Origin of the sequence: Fictibacillus macauensis ZFHKF-1, from assembly GCF_000269865.1 — a bacterium.
In the GTDB taxonomy this organism is placed as follows: domain Bacteria; phylum Bacillota; class Bacilli; order Bacillales; family Fictibacillaceae; genus Fictibacillus_C; species Fictibacillus_C macauensis.
Genome location: NZ_AKKV01000033.1, coordinates 1 through 18982, shown reverse-complemented (window position 1 = coordinate 18982; position 18982 = coordinate 1). Strand labels below are relative to the sequence as shown.

Annotated in this window: 14 protein-coding genes and 2 riboswitches; of the genes, 12 read left to right on the top strand and 2 right to left on the bottom strand. The window is 42.0% G+C overall.

The features are described from left to right. Window positions 1–47 precede the first annotated feature (47 nt). Complete coding sequence (locus A374_RS15420) at window positions 48–803, top strand: MFS transporter (protein WP_007203164.1); 756 nt, start codon at window positions 48–50, stop codon at window positions 801–803. A 126-nt stretch (window positions 804–929) separates the two neighbouring features. Then, window positions 930–1475, top strand: coding sequence for a YdhK family protein (locus A374_RS15415; RefSeq protein WP_007203163.1), 546 nt, complete (start codon window positions 930–932; stop codon window positions 1473–1475). 696 nt (window positions 1476–2171) lie between these two features. Here A374_RS15415 and A374_RS15410 read toward each other — a convergent pair. Further along, window positions 2172–2762 (bottom strand): TetR/AcrR family transcriptional regulator, encoded by a 591-nt coding sequence (locus A374_RS15410; RefSeq protein ID WP_007203162.1) that lies wholly within the window; start codon window positions 2760–2762, stop codon window positions 2172–2174. Between the two features lie 125 nt (window positions 2763–2887). Here A374_RS15410 and A374_RS20155 point away from each other — a divergent pair, with 125 nt between their 5' ends. The 8 genes from A374_RS20155 to A374_RS15370 all read left to right on the top strand — a co-directional run bounded on the left by A374_RS20155 (window position 2888) and on the right by A374_RS15370 (window position 13962). Next, window positions 2888–3577 (top strand): DMT family transporter, encoded by a 690-nt coding sequence (locus A374_RS20155; RefSeq protein WP_007203161.1) that lies wholly within the window; start codon window positions 2888–2890, stop codon window positions 3575–3577. Continuing rightward, on the top strand, window positions 3578–3892 hold the full coding sequence (locus tag A374_RS15400) for a DMT family transporter (RefSeq protein WP_007203160.1): 315 nt from the start codon (window positions 3578–3580) through the stop codon (window positions 3890–3892). A 116-nt stretch (window positions 3893–4008) separates the two neighbouring features. Continuing rightward, window positions 4009–4977, top strand: a complete 969-nt coding sequence (locus tag A374_RS15395) for an AAA family ATPase (protein WP_007203159.1) — start codon at window positions 4009–4011, stop codon at window positions 4975–4977. Next, window positions 4974–6218, top strand: a complete 1245-nt coding sequence (locus tag A374_RS15390) for a DUF58 domain-containing protein (RefSeq protein ID WP_007203158.1) — start codon at window positions 4974–4976, stop codon at window positions 6216–6218. The genes A374_RS15395 and A374_RS15390 overlap by 4 nt, the downstream gene beginning before the upstream one ends. Further along, a complete protein-coding gene (locus A374_RS15385; protein ID WP_007203157.1) occupies window positions 6205–8385 on the top strand; it encodes a DUF4129 domain-containing transglutaminase family protein in 2181 nt (726 codons plus the stop codon). Before A374_RS15390 ends, A374_RS15385 begins: the two co-directional genes overlap by 14 nt. A 41-nt stretch (window positions 8386–8426) precedes the next feature. After that, a riboswitch (purine riboswitch) is annotated at window positions 8427–8528 on the top strand. Between the two features lie 135 nt (window positions 8529–8663). Further along, window positions 8664–10202 (top strand): glutamine-hydrolyzing GMP synthase, encoded by a 1539-nt coding sequence (gene guaA / locus A374_RS15380; protein ID WP_007203156.1) that lies wholly within the window; start codon window positions 8664–8666, stop codon window positions 10200–10202. An 859-nt stretch (window positions 10203–11061) separates the two neighbouring features. Continuing rightward, window positions 11062–11163: riboswitch (purine riboswitch) on the top strand. 108 nt (window positions 11164–11271) lie between these two features. Then, on the top strand, window positions 11272–12567 hold the full coding sequence (locus tag A374_RS15375) for an NCS2 family permease (protein WP_007203155.1): 1296 nt from the start codon (window positions 11272–11274) through the stop codon (window positions 12565–12567). 216 nt (window positions 12568–12783) lie between these two features. Further along, complete coding sequence (locus tag A374_RS15370; RefSeq protein WP_007203154.1) at window positions 12784–13962, top strand: DUF5068 domain-containing protein; 1179 nt, start codon at window positions 12784–12786, stop codon at window positions 13960–13962. Window positions 13963–14009: 47 nt separating this feature from the next. Here the strand turns inward: A374_RS15370 and A374_RS15365 are convergent, their stop codons facing one another. After that, the gene (locus tag A374_RS15365) at window positions 14010–14807 is read right to left on the bottom strand and encodes an EcsC family protein (protein ID WP_007203153.1); all 798 of its coding nucleotides are present in this window, start codon (window positions 14805–14807) and stop codon (window positions 14010–14012) included. Window positions 14808–14988: 181 nt separating this feature from the next. On the opposite strand from A374_RS15365, the gene A374_RS15360 reads away from it, so the two are divergent. Together A374_RS15360 and A374_RS15355 are read left to right on the top strand one after the other, a co-directional pair. Next, complete coding sequence (locus A374_RS15360) at window positions 14989–16638, top strand: transglutaminase-like domain-containing protein (protein ID WP_007203152.1); 1650 nt, start codon at window positions 14989–14991, stop codon at window positions 16636–16638. A 124-nt stretch (window positions 16639–16762) separates the two neighbouring features. Further along, on the top strand, window positions 16763–18214 hold the full coding sequence (locus A374_RS15355) for a nicotinate phosphoribosyltransferase (protein ID WP_007203151.1): 1452 nt from the start codon (window positions 16763–16765) through the stop codon (window positions 18212–18214). The last annotated feature ends 768 nt before the right edge of the window (window positions 18215–18982 follow it).

Genomic DNA, 18982 nt, shown 5'->3' with positions numbered 1-18982 from the left:
CTAAGCGTAGCGAAGGTGGCGGGTAGTTCACAACGCACTTATTTGAGTTGTTTGCTAGCTTAACAATTATTACATTCGGAATTGTTTTTGTGTTGTTTCGGTATGTTTCTGAAAGTTATTCAACCAATCCTGAACCAATCTCTGTAAACGTTCACATTCGTCAACTGTTTCGAAACTACGCAATCGTATTAAAAGACAAGCTATTTATTGTGTATGTCCTGGCTGGTGTTCTTATATTATCCATTGAATTGCATCTAGTGAATTATACGGGCATTCGTCTATCCAATGAAATGCCAACGCAAACGTTTTTTCAGTGGGAATTAAACGGATCAACGATGATGGGCTTATTGCGAAGTGAAAATACAATTTTGGTCGTACTCTTCGCATTGCTCGCATCAAAAATAAGCAGCGGGAATAAAGACCGGCAAACGCTCATCTGGAGCTGTCTCCTGTTTACAATTCCCTTTGGTTTCATGAATTACTTTACGAATATTTGGTTGTTGTTTCTATTAATGTTCTTGCTCACTATTGGTGAAGTCGTGCGCGTACCGATTGACCAGTCGTATATGGCGTCCTTGCCCACATCCGAACTTCGTAGTTCTTATATGTCACTGGCAGGAATGAAGTATAACTTAGCAATGTTAGTAGCATCCGTTACGGTCATGTTAGGCGCCTATTTGTCTTCATTAATCATGGCTATTCTCATTACAGCGACCGGCCTTGTAGGTACGCTTCTTTATCTGTTAATTGGAAAAAATCTTGATGAACGTGTCGCACTAGAATCCAATCAAATAGCAGGATAATTTGGATACTGAAAACGTTTGAGAATAAATCCTCAAACGTTTTTTTCCATTTTATTCATAAAAAAAAGAAACAACGGACAAACTAAAGATATGAAAGACACTATGTAAATGAAAGAGGGATAAGACATGAAAAAAGCCATACTACTATGGTCTGTTGCATTCACACTTACACTTGCTGGATGTAACAAAGGAAATGACGATAACAAGAAGCACGAAGAGAAAAAAGAAATGAATCACGGTAATATGAAAATGGATGAAGGCGTTCCTAAAGGCTTAAAAGAGGAAGCAAATCCAACATACAAAAAAGGATCAAAAGTGATCATTAAAGAAGGTCATATGAAAGGCATGAAAGATGCGGAAGCGACTGTAAAAGGTGCATACAAAGCAAACGTGTACGGAGTGACATATACACCAACAGATGGTGGCGCAAAAGTAGTGAACCACAAATGGGTCATTCAGCAAGATCTAAAAGATCCTGGCGACAAGCTTTTGAAAAAAGGCACAAAAGTCACGCTTGAAGCCGATCATATGAAAGGCATGAAAGGCGCTAAAGGTGTCATTGAAGAAGCGAAGTCAACGACAATCTATATGGTTGATTATCAGCCAACAACAGGCGGAAAAAAGGTAATGAATCATAAATGGCTAACAGAAGATGAACTGAAAAAGAAATAAGCTTGTAATTAAAAGATTCTCATCAGAGTAGTGATGAGGATCTTTTTTTATTTGAGGTAGCGTTAGAAGTGGTTCGCGCGCAGGAGTGCGATTCCGCGCAGGAGTGTGATTCGCGCGCAGGAGTGTGATTCGCGCGCAGAGGAGTGTGATTCGCGCGCAGAAGAGTGTGATTCGCGCGCAGGAGGGTGCGGTTCGCGCGCAGGAGTGTGGTTCGCGCGCAGGAGTGTGCGGTTCGCGCGCAGAGGAGTGTGATTCGCGCGCAGAGGAGTGTGATTCGCGCGCAGAGGTGTGTGATTCGCGCGCAGAATGCCTAAATCACATATAGGAGCCTTAAAATCGCACAAAAAGGTCTAAATCTCATATGAGATGACCCTAAAATACGTGAAAAGAGAGCTACTATTAACGGGATTTGGTCACAAAAGGAGCACAATTAATGAAACACGCGCATCCGCGCGCAGATCCAAAATTCGTGCGCATTCTCTCCCTAATCCACGGGCAGACCTAATCGCGCATCCACTCCCTTGACCTACACACAGATCCAAAACTCGTGCACAATCTCCTCCATGATCCACGGGCGGACCTAATCGTACATTCTCTCCCTTAATCCACACACAGATCCAATATCCTCGCACATTCTCCTCCCTAACGCGCAGACCTCACATTTCTATTTCTACCTCCCAAAAAACGGCCCCTCAATCACTCTGCTCTACAAATCTGCTGTAGATGATAAGCTACCGTTTGCTTCATCTGTTCACTTGGAAGTCTTTTCGAGTCGAGTAAGGCATGCAGCGCTAGTCCATCAATTAACGCATAAAGGCGCTCGATTTCGAGTGAGATAGATAGGTTGGGCAAAAGTACATCATGAGTGGCTAATGCTTGAATGACGGTTTGACAGATGGAGAGAATGCCGTCGTGTTCGGCGTCAAACGAAGCATTTTCGCTGCGTAAGTGAGCAGTGAATTCAAACCATACCTCCATTTCGGCTCGTTTGTTTTCATCTGTTGGTAAGAGTTCATAAAGAATGCCTAGTATTTTTTCAAGCATTGGTAATGGTTGCTCGTATACGTAGGCAATGCGTGCTTCGGCCCGTTCTTTTACAGAATTCATCGTGAAAATGAGCAGTTCTTCTTGGGTGGTGAAATAGTGACGGAGAGCGCCAAGAGACAGACCACAGGCCTGTGCAATGTTACGGACGCTTGCGCCTTTTATTCCTTTTTCACGAATGACGGTCCAAGCCGCTTCGGCAATTTTTTCTTTTCGCTGTTGGTGATCTACAATCTTTGGCATGTCTGTATTGTACCAAAAGGATTTCGAAGTAGCAATTTTATAATACGGTTGTATTATATAAAAGTTGATGGTATACTTTTCCTGATTTAATTCGTACGGTTGTATTAAAAAGGGGTTGAGTAGATATGGAAGCACCGGTGCAAAAGAAAATGGATGCTGTCTCGTATGCAAGACGTGAGCGCCGCTATTTTTATTATCATCTTGGATTATTTATGATTGCACAGCTAGTACTCGCGGTTTTATTTGGCTGGAAGGGGATTTATGGCTCATATGAGGAAACGCTAAAGGATTGGTTTCTTCATAAAGAGGATGGTTTATTTGAAAATACTACCGTCAATACGTACGCCTTTTATTGGAAGAATGTTGTCGTCGGTCATGGTTTATGGGCCTTTTCCTATCTTATTTTTCCAAAAAAAGATGCCACACGAACGGAGAAACGTAAACAAACGAATCGCACGATCGTTGATCATCTAAAAAAGGTACCACTAACAGAAGGACGCGCATGGGGATATGTTGCTTTGAGCGGGCTGATTGAAATCTATTGGGTTTCTTGCTTAAAAGAAGATGCATTTACACTGTTACCTCTTCTCGCATTGTTCGTAAGCTTTGAATTACTCATTAAAGCAGTGCGTGTCTTACCAGTCGGGACGGCGTATGCGACGTTTACCGGTATCGGAACAGTTGGAACGATTGTAGTCGACTTATTGTTCTTTCATGAACCGTTTCATCTTGTAAAGATGGTACTCGTTCTGATGCTTGGTGGCTTTATTGTTGGCTTGAAACTTACGAGCGATCGCAAAGAGAGGGTGAAATAAATGGCGTGGCTTTATTTAATTGTGGCGGGATTATTTGAAATCATTGGGGTCATTGGGATTAAAAAAGTAGCGGAAAAAAGTACGGTTATGAGCAATGCGATTCTCGTTGTTGGCTTTATTATTAGCTTTCAATTTCTCACGCGAGCCTTAGAAGATATTCAACTTTCTACTGCCTATGCTGTCTGGACGGGGATTGGCACACTAGGTGGGGCGCTCATTGGCATTCTATTTTTTAAGGAGCCACGAAATCTTCCTCGGTATATTTGCTTAGTCGGCATTGTGATGTGTGTTGTCGGTCTTAAACTTACAAGTTAATATGCAACGGATTAACTAAATTATTAAAAAAGTTGTCGAAAACAAGGAGAAAAGCGCTAGCGCTGCGAATGTAACAACTATGAAAAAAGATTCATCAAAGGGGATGACGAACAATCATGGTGTTACAGATGAACAGTTGTCATGAAAAAATAGATAAGGTAGTAACAAATATAGAAAACGTAATCGTGGGAAAACGATCTGTGGCGCAACTTAGTTTAGTAGCGCTCTTAACAGGAGGACACGTGTTACTAGAGGATGTACCAGGCGTTGGAAAAACCATGATGGTGCGAGCCATTGCCAAATCACTTGGTTTACAGTTTAACCGTATTCAATTTACGCCTGATTTATTGCCATCAGATATTACAGGTGTTTCTGTCTTTAATCAAAAGGAAATGCTTTTTGAATTCCGCCCAGGTCCACTCATGGGCAATGTGGTATTAGCAGATGAAATTAATCGAACGTCACCGAAAACACAATCCGCGCTTTTAGAGTCGATGGAAGAGCGGAGCTTAACGATTGATGGAGAGACGCATGTTCTACCAGATCCTTTTTTTGTCATGGCCACGCAAAATCCGATTGAATATGAAGGGACATTTCCGCTTCCAGAAGCGCAGCTTGATCGTTTTCTATTAAAGCTTTCAATGGGTTACCCTAGTCAGCAAGAAGAACTGGCGATTCTTGACTTGCAAAGTAATGGCCACCCAATTGAGCAGATTCAGCCCGTCATGACGTTAGAAGAGCTATTACAAATGAAACACTATGTACGCTCGGTCTATATTGATGAAACTGTAAAGCAGTATATTGTTGATTTGGTTCGACGCACGAGAGCGCACCAATCCGTGTATTTAGGCGTCAGTCCGCGGGGATCGCTGGCGCTTATGAAAGCGTCTCAAGCCTATGCGCTTATGATGAATCGCGAGTATGTCATTCCGGATGATGTGAAATTTTTAGCACCTTATGTGTTAACGCATCGCATCATGATGAAGCCAGAAGCTCGTTTTGAAGGGCAGACAGAGGAAGCAATCATTACGAGCATGCTCAAGCGCGTGGCTGTTCCGATTACTAAAGGATCGAGCAGCACATGAAGAAAGTTGCGCGTAAACTTCGGCTTTTTTTATTTATCACCTCCTGTGCTTGTTCATTTTTATACGCTATCATTCTCGGGGGCTTTATTAGTTGGTTTCTTTTCTATGCATTGCTCTTCTGTTTGACGTATGTCCTTTTGCTTAGAATCCTTCCACTTCAAGGAATGGAGATAGAACGCTCGTTAAGTAAGGACCGAATTATGGCAGGAGAGGAAGTCACAATTAAACTGACGATTTCTCGGCATTCTCTCTTTCCCATACTCTATTTCATTATAGAAGACCTTTTACCGCCTTCGCTTTCTAGAAGCATAGTAGAGACAGGGAAGGATGCGCAAGTGAGTGGAAAAGTTATCTATTTCCCATTCTTTCAGCGGACTTTTTCGTACGAATTTCGCGTAAAGCCTGTTCCGCGAGGCATTTTTGAGTGGGATACACTACGCGTTACAACCGGTGATCTCTTCGGATTGTATCAAAAAAGCAGAACCATTCTCTGTAAATCGTCTTTGTTTGTTTATCCTGCTTATCAAACGATTGAGCATAGCGAACTCGCCCATTCTTTGCAAAGTGGGACAAAGCGATCAAGCAGACGTTCTTCAACGACAGAATCGTTAACAGTAAGCGTGCGTGATTATGTGCCAGGTGACCGGTTATCATGGTTACATTGGAAAGCGACCGCTCGCTCCAATAAGCTTGTGACCAAAGTATTTGAGCAACAGCTAAATGAAGATCTTGTGCTCTGGATTGACCAATCGACTGCAAGCTATAAAGCAAACGAAGCTTTGTTTGAACGAGTCATTTCCTTTGCGGCTTCTTATGCACTCTATACGATTCAAAAAGGAAGTGAAGCTGTTTTATATGAAGAAAAGCCTTCGCTACGTGCACAATCACATTCAGGTTTTCAGCAAAAATGGGACATGTTGCATAAGCTAGCTGGCCTATCTTTAAAAAAAGAAAGCTGGGAGCGTGCGTTTGAAGGATTAGAAATGGAACGATCATTTGATGGCAAGAAGTTAATTCTATTCACCCCGATTTTAAATGAAGCATTTGTTGCGAGTGTGAAACGCCTACGTATCCAACATGGCGATCTGTATGTATTTTATTTTCCAAATGATTCAGAGCTTTCAAAGCAAGAACAAACATGGCTGCATCGCTTAAGACATCAAGAGATTCCCGCTCTAGCTGTTACTCATGATCATTTTCAGCGGGTCTTAAAGGCAGGTGGACAACGTGCAGGCAGTTAAACAAGAGCAACATCTTTCTTTGTACGCATTATTATTATATGGACTCGGTTACTGTTTACTTGCAGAGTGGATTTATCCACTCGGTGAGGTGGCTAATACCGATCGCGGTCCTTTTGTGTTTTTCTTACTCGTTTTATTTTGTACATCGGTAGTGCTTGTATCTAGGGTGAAACGTTTGAGTGTTCAAGCGTTAGCTGTGCTATATGTTGTGTACAATCTGGCCGATGATGGTGCCTTTTTTCAGTTTCAGTGGTTACAGACATTTAGTGTCCAAGCGTGGCAAGGTATCCCTAAACTTCTACAAGGTGAGTACGGTGAAGGAACGATGGCTATTCAGTCGCTACTCTTAGTCCTCGTTCTATGGTTGTTTTCGTTACTTCTGCGCTTTTGGCTGTTTCGCAGTAAGCGGATCGGTTTGTTTCTTTTTTTAACTATTGTATATGAAGCGCTCTTGTATACATTTATGGAATATACAGCTGAAGCGGCTATTATTCGAACGTTGCTATTCGGCTTACTCTTAGCAAGTGTATTACACCTATCGAGACTTACAGAGCGAGAAGGGTTTCTGCTGTTACAGAAAAGGGTACCCCACCGCTGGATGGTTATTTTACTATGCTTTTTACTCGTGACGATGTCACTTAGTATGGCCATTCCTAAGGCAGAACCTTTATGGGAAGAGGCCTTTTTATGGATACAATCTTTGAAAAAAGGGGACGGTGCCTCGGCTAATGCATCCGTACGAGGAGGCAAAAGTGGCTACGGGACAAATGATGAGAAGCTCGGCGGACCTTTTCGGTTTGATTATAATGAAGTATTTATTGCTAAAACAAGTGAGCGCCACAACTGGCGTGTGGAGACGAAGGACTTTTATACGGGGAAAGGTTGGACCGAAAATAGCGAGGATTCTAGTGAACAATTGCTAGATTCTAAACAGTTATCACAGCAAAAAGAGCTGCAGTTGTATATGACGGATGTAAAAACGAAAAAGCAAACGGCAACGGTTGAAATGAAGAGAGACTATTCTTTTCTAATCTCTCCTGGTGAATTAACGGCACTTCCGAAGTTTAAAGACCTAGCGTATTACCTTACATCAACAGGAAAAATTACGACTAGAAACAAGAAGAATGACGAACAAGTCAAGCTTCAAAACTACACCGTTTCGTATAACGTGCCGACTTTTGAAAAAAAGGTGCTTCAAGATAGTGACCGCATCTATCCGACGGCAATTAAAGAACAGTATTTACAACTCCCATCCTCATTGCCAAAGCGTGTAAAAGCGTTAGCTAGAAAAATTGTTAAAGGCAAGAACACGCCATACGATGAAGTGAAAGCAGTTGAACAATATTTTGCGAAAAATGGCTTTGTGTATACGGCAACCGATGTGAAGACGCCTGGGGAAAAAGAAGACTTTGTAGATCGCTTTTTATTCGCTACAAAAAAAGGCTATTGTGATTATTACTCAACATCGATGATCGTTTTGTTGCGCTCGATCGGTATACCAGCGCGTTGGGTAAAAGGTTTCACGCCGGGCGATTTCGAAATTACTTCAAGTGGTGAGCGAAGGTATAGCGTCAAAAACGCAAATGCTCACTCTTGGCCAGAAGTGTATTTTCAAGGAATTGGCTGGGTTCCCTTTGAACCGACTGTTTCCTATACAAATCCAGTGACGATTCAAGAACAAGAAAAAGAAACAACGACAAAAGAGGCAGCCGTCGCACCAATTAAGAAAACAACGCCGAATAACGACAAGGAAGATGCTTCTTCACCATCATCTTCGTCTTCTGAAGAAGATGATTCGATTTCCTATAGCGTCAGTCTCGCTCTTTTTCTCGTACTATGTTTCGGAATAATCTCCTATAGTTATCGCCGAAAATGGTTAAAACGGTTGGTCATTTGGCACTACCGGAGAAATAAAGAGAGGATTCAGTTAGCCACGGCTTATGAACGTCTCTTATGGTTAGCGGACTATTATGGTTATAAACGCGATCCGGCGCTCACGTTGCGTGAATATGCCACATATTTAGATCAAGTATTAGATACAAATGATATGGGTTTATTAACGGCGCATTATGAAAAGATGCTCTACAAAAAGGAAAAGAACACCTTAATATGGACATCCTTCCAACGGGAATTGTGGGAAAATTTAATTAACAAAATGCGGGCTTGACCACTACCGAGCCCATTGTTAGAATAACGATAAGATATAATGCCAACGATATGAATTTCCTTCGTATATCCTCGATAATATGGATCGAGAGTCTCTACCGGGCCACCGTAAAAGGCCTGACTATGAAGGCAGAGTTTCTATGTACATGACGGAATTCTGCCTTTGTTTTTTTTTACGTGAAAAAACAGAGACAGCATTCCGTTTTTTATATAGAAAAAAGGATAGTGTGAAGTAAATTTGGCAAAATATTACGGAAGAACAATAGATGAGGTGACAGGATGAATTTAGCAAGTGAAATGATCGTTGTTTTGGATTTTGGCGGTCAATACAATCAGTTAATTGCACGACGCATTCGCGATCTTGGTGTGTATAGTGAATTACTTCCACATACAACGACGGCTGAAGAGATTAAGAAAATGAATCCTAAAGGGATTATTTTCTCAGGTGGTCCGAACAGTGCGTATGCAGAAGGTGCACCCGTAGCAGACGAAGCGATTTTTGACCTTGGGATTCCTGTGCTCGGTATTTGCTATGGCATGCAGCTTATGACACATCACTTCGGTGGTAAAGTAGAGCGTGCCAATCACCGAGAATACGGAAAAGCAGAGATTACGGTCACAAATGAATCGAAGCTATACCAAGAGCTTCCACAACAGCAAGTTGTATGGATGAGTCATAGTGACTTAGTTGTTGCTCCACCGGAAGGATTCGTTACCGACGTAACAAGCATCTCATGCCCGGTAGCTGGTATGAGCGATATTTCTCGCCACCTATATGGCGTGCAATTCCACCCAGAAGTTCGTCATTCAGAATACGGAAATGAACTGTTGAAAAACTTCATTTTCGCGATTTGCGAATGCGAAGGAAACTGGACGATGGAAAACTGGATTGAAGACGAGCTTGAGAAAATTCGTCAAACAGTGGGCGATAAAAAAGTACTTTGTGCCCTATCAGGTGGCGTCGACTCTTCTGTTGTTGCCGTATTAATTCATAAAGCAATCGGCGATCAGCTGACATGTATTTTCGTAGACCACGGTTTGCTTCGTAAAGGTGAAGCAGATAGCGTTATGAAAACATTTAGCGAAGGCTTCCATATGAACGTTATTAAAGTGGATGCTAAAGATCGTTTCCTTGGTAAATTAAAAGGAGTTTCTGATCCAGAACAAAAGCGTAAAATTATCGGAAACGAATTTATTTACGTATTTGATGAAGAAGCAAGCAAACTTCAGGGCGTAGACTATCTTGCGCAAGGCACGCTATATACGGATATCGTAGAAAGCGGAACAGCAACAGCACAAACGATTAAATCACATCATAATGTTGGTGGCCTTCCTGAAGATATGACCTTTACATTAATTGAGCCTTTAAATACGTTGTTTAAAGACGAAGTACGTAAAGTCGGTACAGAGCTTGGCATTCCGGATGCAATCGTTTGGCGTCAACCATTCCCAGGCCCTGGTCTTGGGATTCGTGTACTTGGCGAAATTACCGACGAGAAGCTTGAAATTGTTCGCGAATCAGACTACATCCTTCGCGATGAAGTTAAAAAAGCCGGCCTTGAAAGTGACATTTGGCAATACTTTACCGTCCTGCCTGACATTCGCAGCGTTGGCGTCATGGGCGACATGCGTACGTATGATTACACGATCGGAATCCGTGCCGTTACATCAATCGATGGCATGACATCCGATTGGGCGCGCATCCCTTACGACATTCTAGAAAAAATCTCTACACGCATCGTGAACGAAGTTAATCACATTAACCGCGTCGTGTACGATATTACCTCTAAGCCACCAGCAACGATTGAGTGGGAATAGTACCGAAAGAGGGCGGGCCATAAGCAGCCCTAACTCATTAAAAATGGCTTTATCATCAGTTTTGGTGATAAAGCCATTTTTTTATGGCACTCGTTCGTTTAATTTTAGATTATCTTACGTATGATAGTAGCCTTTGAAAAAACCAAAAATTGGAGTAGGGTCAAGCTCTTCCTCGCGAAAAGAGTGAAGCGCGCAAGAGCCCCCGATTCGCGCGCAGACCAGGTCCGTTCGCGCTCAGAAGCCCCTGATTCGCGCGCAGACCAGGTCCATTCGCGCGCAGGAGACTCCGATTCGCGCGCAGACCAAGCCCGTTCGCGCGCAAGAGCCCCCGATTCGCGCGCAAACTAGACAAATCGTCTCCAACAACGTATGCAGGGGATAAAAAAGAAAGCAAATTAAGAGAAAATCTCGTAAATTCGCTCAAAAATGAGAAGAAATAGCGTACAAGCTCTTCAATGATTGCGAAAAGAGTGAAGCGCGCAGAAGCCCTCGATTTGCGCGGAGATCAGGTCGGTTCGGGCACAGGCGGACCCGAATGTGCCACAAACAGAGGGAGTATTGTGTCTCAAGTTCTTTTTCTATGGCTGACATGTTCGGCGAGCGTCCCAAAAGGAAAGATGTCCATCGTTCAGCGATCCATGGCCCAATAAGACTCTCTACTACTCGATACATAAAAGAACAACGTTGCACAGAACGGAAAAAAGATGTGATCAGCGTCTATAAATCTACGTTAATATGAGAGCGTGGTTTGCCACCTCTACCTACTTCACTTAATGGTAATATTTCAAAATCCACAAATCCCATTGACGAAAAGTAAGGTGCTTTGTATAATCCATATAAACGTACTTACGTTGTTACGATCGTGAGTTCTATATTTATTCGTATAATATCGGGGATATGGCCCGAAAGTTTCTACCAGACTGCCGTAAATGGTCTGACTACGAAGGTGCATGGACATTTACTTGTGATTTTTCTGCAGGTAGAAGTCTATTTCCCTTTGTATTCTCAAGGTAGAAGAAGCCTTGAGTTTTTTTTATGCAAAAAATCGTGTTCAGGGGGATGCAAGGTCATGAAGAAGTACTTTGAGTTTGATCGCAGTCATACGACGTATCGAAAGGAGATTGTTGGGGGACTAACGACGTTTCTTTCGATGGCATATATATTATTTTTGAATCCAGCGATCCTAGGGCAAACGGGGATGGATCAAGGAGCGGTATTTACAGCGACGGCGCTCGCCGCTGCGTACGGAACGCTCTTTATGGGATTGGTTGCGAAATACCCAATCGCACTAGCACCGGGAATGGGATTAAATGCATTTTTCACGTTTTCCGTTGTGCTTGGTATGGGCATTCCGTGGCAAACAGCTTTGGCGGGTGTGCTTTTATCCGGAATCATTTTTATTGCGATTACGATCTTTAAAATTCGTGAAACGATTATTAATGCCATACCGCCAGAGCTTAAATATGCAACGGCATGTGGAATTGGTTTGTTTATTGCTTTTATCGGTTTAAAAAGTGCTGGAATTGTTGTGCAAAACAAAGCGACGTTTGTTAGCTTAGGGCATTTGACGAAGCCAGAAACGTTGCTTGCGATCTTTGGGTTTATCGTAACGATTTTGCTCGTTGTTCGTGGCGTGCGCGGTGGTATTTTTTACGGCATGGTTATCACAGCAATTACAGGTATGATTGCTGGCTTAATTACAACGCCATCAGCAATCATCAGTGCTGTACCGAGCTTGGCACCAACATTCGGACAAGCGTTTCAACACTTCGGTGATGTATTTACACCGCACCTCATTGTCGTCGTACTCACGTTCTTTTTTGTCGATTTCTTTGATACCGCTGGAACCATTATGGCTGTAGCTAGTCAAGCAGGTATTATGAAAGACAATCGCCTGCCTCGTGCCGGACGTGCATTACTCGCAGATTCATCAGCGATCGTTGTTGGCGCAACGCTCGGAACGTCTTCAACAACAGCGTACATTGAATCAGCCTCAGGTGTAGCGGCGGGCGGTCGCACAGGTTTTACATCGGTCGTAACCGGGGTGTTACTGTTGCTTGCGTTATTTTTCTCACCGTTACTCGTTGTCGTAACGCCTGCTGTAACTGCACCAGCACTCATTACGGTTGGTGTCCTCATGGTAGGGGTGCTCGGTAAAATTCAGTGGGATCGGTTAGAAATTGCTGTTCCTGCTTTTCTCACGATTGTCGCTATGCCGCTAACGTATAGCATTGCGACAGGCATTGCGCTTGGCTTTATTATGTACCCGATTACGATGCTCGTAAAAGGGCGGGGAAAAGAAGTACATCCGATTATGTATGCCTTGTTTTTAATTTTTATAGGCTATTTTGCCTTTTTAGTATAGGGAAGCGAGTGGTTCTGTTCCATCAAACAGAACCACTCTTTTTTTATATAGTAGGTAAAAACTACCTATTGGAAAAGAAGTGAACGTATTCATCTAGTGTAAAGTATCTACAACTTAATACCTTAAATGTTTAAAAGTTATACTTTTTATAAAAAATGTAAAAATAGTGTGATATAGTCAGAGGCAAGTAGATTTATACATAATGGGGGTTTAGACATGGGACGTCATAAAATGTTAGCTGTGGGGATTCTTTCTGGAGCACTTCTTCTATCAGCATGCAATAATCAAGAAGTAGTTTCCTCGAAAAAGAAGGCAAGTGCGGAGAAGAAAGAGTCTAATGGACTTTTAAATTCGAAGCTTGAAAAGAAATCAGGCGGGAAAGCGGAAATTATTTATACGAACAAAGAGCCGAATTTAGTGAATGACATGGAAGGGTTCAAAACGTCTGTTGATGAGTATCAGGTAGCAAGAGTAACGGATGCTTCAACTGAAGAGGCAGATTATCGCTTTAAGCAACAAAAGAAGGGCTATGTTGTGATGATGAAGCTTACCTATGAAAATACAAGTGATAAAACACTGTACCATAATATTAATGATGTAGGGATCTATGATAAAGATCCATCGTATGAACGTAGCCCTGATGGGACGTTCCAAGATGCGAGTGACTCGATGCACGGCGATCGTAAAGATAATAAGCATAAGTTTGATGCGCATGAAAAAGTAACAGGAATAGCGACTCTTGCGCTAACTGACTCAGAATACAAACAAATGGAGTCCCTAAATGCGAAAATTAAATTGGGTGGGGGCGCTAAAGAAACAGAAGATTTTGGCGGAAAAACATATGGCGATGATAAAGTGGCAAACTTTATCTTAAATGAAGAGCAAGGAAAGAAAGTAGCGGAACAGAATAAATTTTATCCAGATAAACTATTAACAGATAATCTCGTTACGAAAAAAATGGTAAAAGAAATAAAAGATATTAAAGAAACAAATGAATTTAAAGGCATTAAAACGACAATTGAAGGCGCCCAGTATACAGAAATTACGCCTACTCCTGAAAATAAGCGCCGCTTCGGCTCGATGGCTGATGGGAAAATGATCGCTTTAACGTTAAAGGTAAAAACAGAAAACGGTACAAAGAATGCTATTGAAGAGTCAAGCTCAACACTTCATATTGATGGTGACCGTTCGTATATGTTAAACCAAAATATGGTGCAGCCGAAGTTTAATATTGTTAAGCCTCATGGCCAAAATGAGAACTTGATTGTCTTTATCTTTAGAAAAGATGAATTTTCAATTTATAAAAAGTTTGACATTATTATGAAGTATTATGATCATAATTCAAAAGATATGTTCCAAGAGAAAGAAGCACCTCGCATTAAAGTGCCAAAATAAAAAGCAAGAGGCTGCGCTAGACTCACATTCTAGCGCAGCCTCTTTTTTTAAATCGTTTGCAGTCGCTCAAGGATTCTTCGCTTACGATAGAGCATTCTCCCAGCTTCGGCAACGTCTTGAATCATCGACTGGTTGACGAAGGCTCCAAAAAGAATGCCAGCAACAGGTACGAGCTGAAAGAGCTTTTTCCAGCCGAATTGATCGCGATAGGTGATGACGACTTCACGCCAGCCTTGGATTTGTGATAATGCTTCGCGATTGCGCTCTTGATCAGTGGCAGTAAGTTCGTTCAGAATGGCTGTTTTGCCGACAATGTCTGAAGACGCAAACTGTAAACAACGTATAATGAAAAGCCGTTCTGCTGGGTCATTAGGGTCATAGCCGTAGCATAGGGCAATTTCTTGAAGTGTTTTCAGCGATAAGCCAACCAACATCGGAATATCAAGTCCAAGTGTAAAGAGCCCGCCAATCCCTGTCGTAGCTCCTTGAAGGGTAGCAAAGCGACGACGAGCTTGCTGATAATGAGTCGCCGCTTCATCCAGTTGTTCTAGTGGGAGTGAAGCTACTTCTGTAAGGCTATAGCTGGTAGCCGATGACTTGAACACGCGCTGTACGACCGCCTTCTCATCAATTAAATATTTGCCGCCACTTTGCACATAGCGACCAAGCTCATCAATGACTTGTAACATTTTATTTTGAATAAAGGTCGGTGTGACTTTATCTAATATTTTAAAAGGAATGCGACCGAGCTTCTCCCAAAACCATAAATCCTTTTGTTCATGCTCCCACTTTTTAATTTTTTCTAATTCTAGCTGTAGTTCTTGAGCGGTTTCGATAAAAAACACCCTTTCTATAGTAGAAACTATCAAATGGATATACGCAAAAAAATACGAAAAGATTCATTTAGTTTCCATAATTAACAAAGTCAGTAGAGGTAGCGCACATATTCTAGTAAAATAAGGATGTTGATGTTAACTAGAAGGGGGGTACGTTGCCAAGTATGTATACTGGCAACGGAGCGAAGAATTGTTAAAGCAATGGAGAAACCTTCTTGTACTCGTCTTGCTCGTGGTGAGCTTATCGGCGTGTGCATTTAATGATGAACAAAAGAAAGAAGATCAGCGCTTTACGGCTGAAGCAGAAGGAATCAATGAAAAGTCTACGTTACAGACATTACAGGTCACTCCGTTTGGTACGTCAATTGGAGTCAAGCTGTCCAAACCGAATTATGCAAAGTTTGCTGTGAATGCTACCTTTCAAGTGAATGGAACTTTTACAAAAAAAGAAGCTGTTAAAGGCAAGTATGCTTTAATTAAACTCGATAGTAAACGAGGAGGGATCGCTTCTCATTTTCGTTATTATACAGAGTTAAAAGACGGGAGCTTTCGTCAAAATGTTCGTCTTTTTGATGGAAAGGGCGCCTATACGGTTAGCATTTCTCTGCCAAATGAGCAAGGTCAATTGAAACAAGTAGCTCATGCGACGGTAACGAATGTGAATCCCGAAGTGAAGCGCGACGTAATGGTAACAGAAGCGGGGCATGATAAAGAATTATACTTCAATTCATCGGTGCGCGGGTGGATGAGTGGTGACGGTGATTTTACTCTACAAGGCACGGTTAATGATACGGCCATGAAAGAATTGCTCGTCGAAACAAGAAAAGATGGTCAAAAAAAGCAGTATCTCGTGCCGCTTGAAAGCGGGACATTCAATAGTAGCATCCCGCTTCATTTAGGACGTGGTCTCTATCAAGTAAGGGTGATGTTACCAAAAAGTGGCGAGCGAACGGTGACTCGTCTTGGTGCGGAATTATTTGTAACGAATACATCGGACAAAGCACTGCAGCCAATTGATTACTCTAATGAATATAAAGCACGTGGTTTTACATTAGATGAACCGACCGCGTCTGGTAGGAAGTTACAAGGTGATGGTGTTGTTAGAGGAAGCATTCGTTCAAGCGCTTCTTACGCATCACAAACGAACACTGTATTCGTCATGGTCAAAAAGGGAAAACTAGAAGCGATGTATGATATTCCAGTGAAAGATTTTTCTTTTAACGGCAAGTATTATTTGCGCTTTGGTAAAGGCAGATATGACGTTACGGTATTTGCTCCTGATTTAGAAAGAAAAGCTACGAACGTGCAGCATTTCGTTGGGGTCGCTCATTTCAGTGAAGAAAATACAAGTGAGCTAGATGAACGAAACACAGCTCCTTCGCGGGGCATTCCATCTGATTCGCCAGAGATTACAAGTCTTGCGAATAAGTTGATGGAAGGAAAACGAACAGAACGTGACAAGGCGTTAGCAGTGTATCGCTATGTTGCAAGCAATATTCAATATGATGTCAGCAAGTTACAAAACAATTCGTTTGCTTTTGATGATGGTGCGCTTAAAACGCTTCGTACCAAAAAAGGTGTCTGCCAAGACTTTGCTTATCTAGGGATTGCTTTATTGCGAGCAAGTGGCATGGAAGCACGAATGGCCGTTGGCTATGCGGGACAAGATCATGCTTGGATTGAAGTAAAGGTACAGAACCGGTGGCTAACGATGGATCCAACGTGGGGTTCAGGTTTTTTACGTAACAACCGTTTTGTTTCTAGTTTTACAATGAAATACTTCGATCCTGCGCCGAATGATTTCAAACAAACGCATCGAAAAACGAGTATTGAATATTAATAAGGACCCGAACAGCTGCGAAGTTAGGCAGACGTGTTCGGGTTTTCTATATCGGTAAAATAGGTGGAGTAAGAAAGCCGATATAAGGGAAAATAAGCGAGAAAGCTTGAAAGGTGGCACGAGAATGAGAAGAAACGAAGATTTAACGTTACATACAGATAAATATCAAATTAATATGATGTATGCCCATTGGAAAAATGGAACGGCGAACAAACGCTGTGTTTTTGAAGCTTTTTATCGGAAAAATCCTTTTGGTAATGGCTATGCCGTGTTTGCTGGTCTTGAGCGCATCGTTTACTATCTTCAACAATTAAAATTTACTGACGCAGACATTAACTATTTAAGACAGCAAGAAGAGCAATACGATGAAGGCTTTTTACAAGAGCTTCATGCCTTTCGTTTTACAGGTAATCTCGCTTGTGTAGAAGAGGGAACAATCGTATTTCCAAGAGAGCCACTTATTCGCGTGGAAGCACGCATTTTTGAGGCGCATTTAATTGAAACGGCGCTTCTTAACTTTATGAATTACCAAACACTCATTGCTACAAAGGCGGCACGAATTAAACAAGTTGCTCCTGAAGATTACTTTTTAGAATTTGGTACGCGCCGTGCGCAAGAATCAGATGCGGCGATTTGGGGAGCGCGGGCTGCCTATCTAGCTGGCTTCGATGCAACGTCTAATCTCTTGTCCGGTAAATACTTTGATATTCCTACAAAAGGAACGCATGCCCACTCTTGGGTTCAGAGCTTTGAGTCAGAAGAAGAAGCCTTTCGCATGTTTACAGAGGCTCTACCAGATCAGAGTACGTTACTAGTGGATACTTACGATACGCTGAAAAGTGGGATTCCTAATGCCATTAAGATTGGTCTTGAACTGAAAAAGAAAGGCAAAGCGTTAAAAGGGATTCGATTAGATAGTGGCGACCTTGCTTATTTATCAATCAAAGCTCGAGCGATGTTAGATGAAGCGGGACTAACGGATACAGTAATTGTTGCTTCTAATGATCTCGATGAGGATGTTATTTCGGAACTAAAAAGCCAAGGTGCACGCATCAATGTGTGGGGAGTCGGTACGCAACTGATTACGTCAGCTGAGCAACCAGCTCTCGGTGGGGTGTATAAACTAGTTGCTCGCGAAGAAGATGGAGTATATGTACCAACGATTAAGATTTCGGGAAATGTAGAAAAAGTAACAACACCTGGTTTTAAAACGGTCTATCGTATTATCAATCAGGAATCAGGCAAAGCCGAAGCGGATTACATTGCCATGGAAGATGAAATGCTCCCAGAGAAAGATCTCTATTTATTTGATCCAGTGGATACGTATAAAAGCAAAACCATTCATTCATTTAAAGCTCAAAAGTTGCTGATCTCCATTTTTGAGAATGGAAAGCTTGTTTATAAATTGCCTCATGTAGAAGAAATTAAAGTACACTTTAAGCAGCAAAAACAGTTGTTTTGGCCAGAGCACATGCGAAAGCTTAATCCTCAAACCTATTTTGTAGATTTAAGTGAACAAGTATGGTCGACTAAAATGGAGCTATTAAAAGCAGCCTCGTTTAAGCAAAAAAAGTAAATGATTTTTTATAAAGAGGTTGGGCTTCATCATCAGTTTTGGTGATGAAGCCATTTTTTTATGTCGCTCGTTTGTTTATTCTTGCGTATGTAGGCAGCTAGGGAATGCAGCGGACATTGCAAGCTCTTCAATGATTGCGCGCAGCGGGCTCGAGTTCGCGCGCAAAAGTACTCGATTCGCGCGCAGGAGCCCCGAGTTCGCGCGCAGAAGTACTCGTTTCGCGCGCAGGAGCCCCGAGTTCGCGCGCAAACCAGACAAATCGCCTCCAACAATGTATGCAAGGGATGAAGAAAAGAGAAAATTAAGAGCTACTCTCCCAAATGCGCTCAAAAATAAGAAGAAATAGCGTAAAAGCACCTCAATGATTGTGAAAAGAGTGAAGCGCACAAGAACCCCGATTCACGTGCAGGCACGGTTAATGCGCAGACAAGATCGATTCACGCATGCGCCCCAAAACAGAGGAAGTATTGTGTCCAAGTCTTTTTTTGAGGAATATGATAGGACGGAAACTTACATATCATTAGAAAAGATAGACTTAAAGAGAAAAAACAAACATATATGATTTTTCTTTTAAAAAAAGCATTGACCAAAGGGGTTCTGGCTGATATAGTAGATAACGTTGCTGCTTTTGATACGGCATTTGTTCAAAAAAAGTTCAAAACAAGTTGTTGACATTAAAACGCAGACATGATAAGATATTACTTGTCGCCGATGAGAGCGACGCTAACACAAAGTTCTTTGAAAACCAAACAAAAGCCAGAGTAAGTC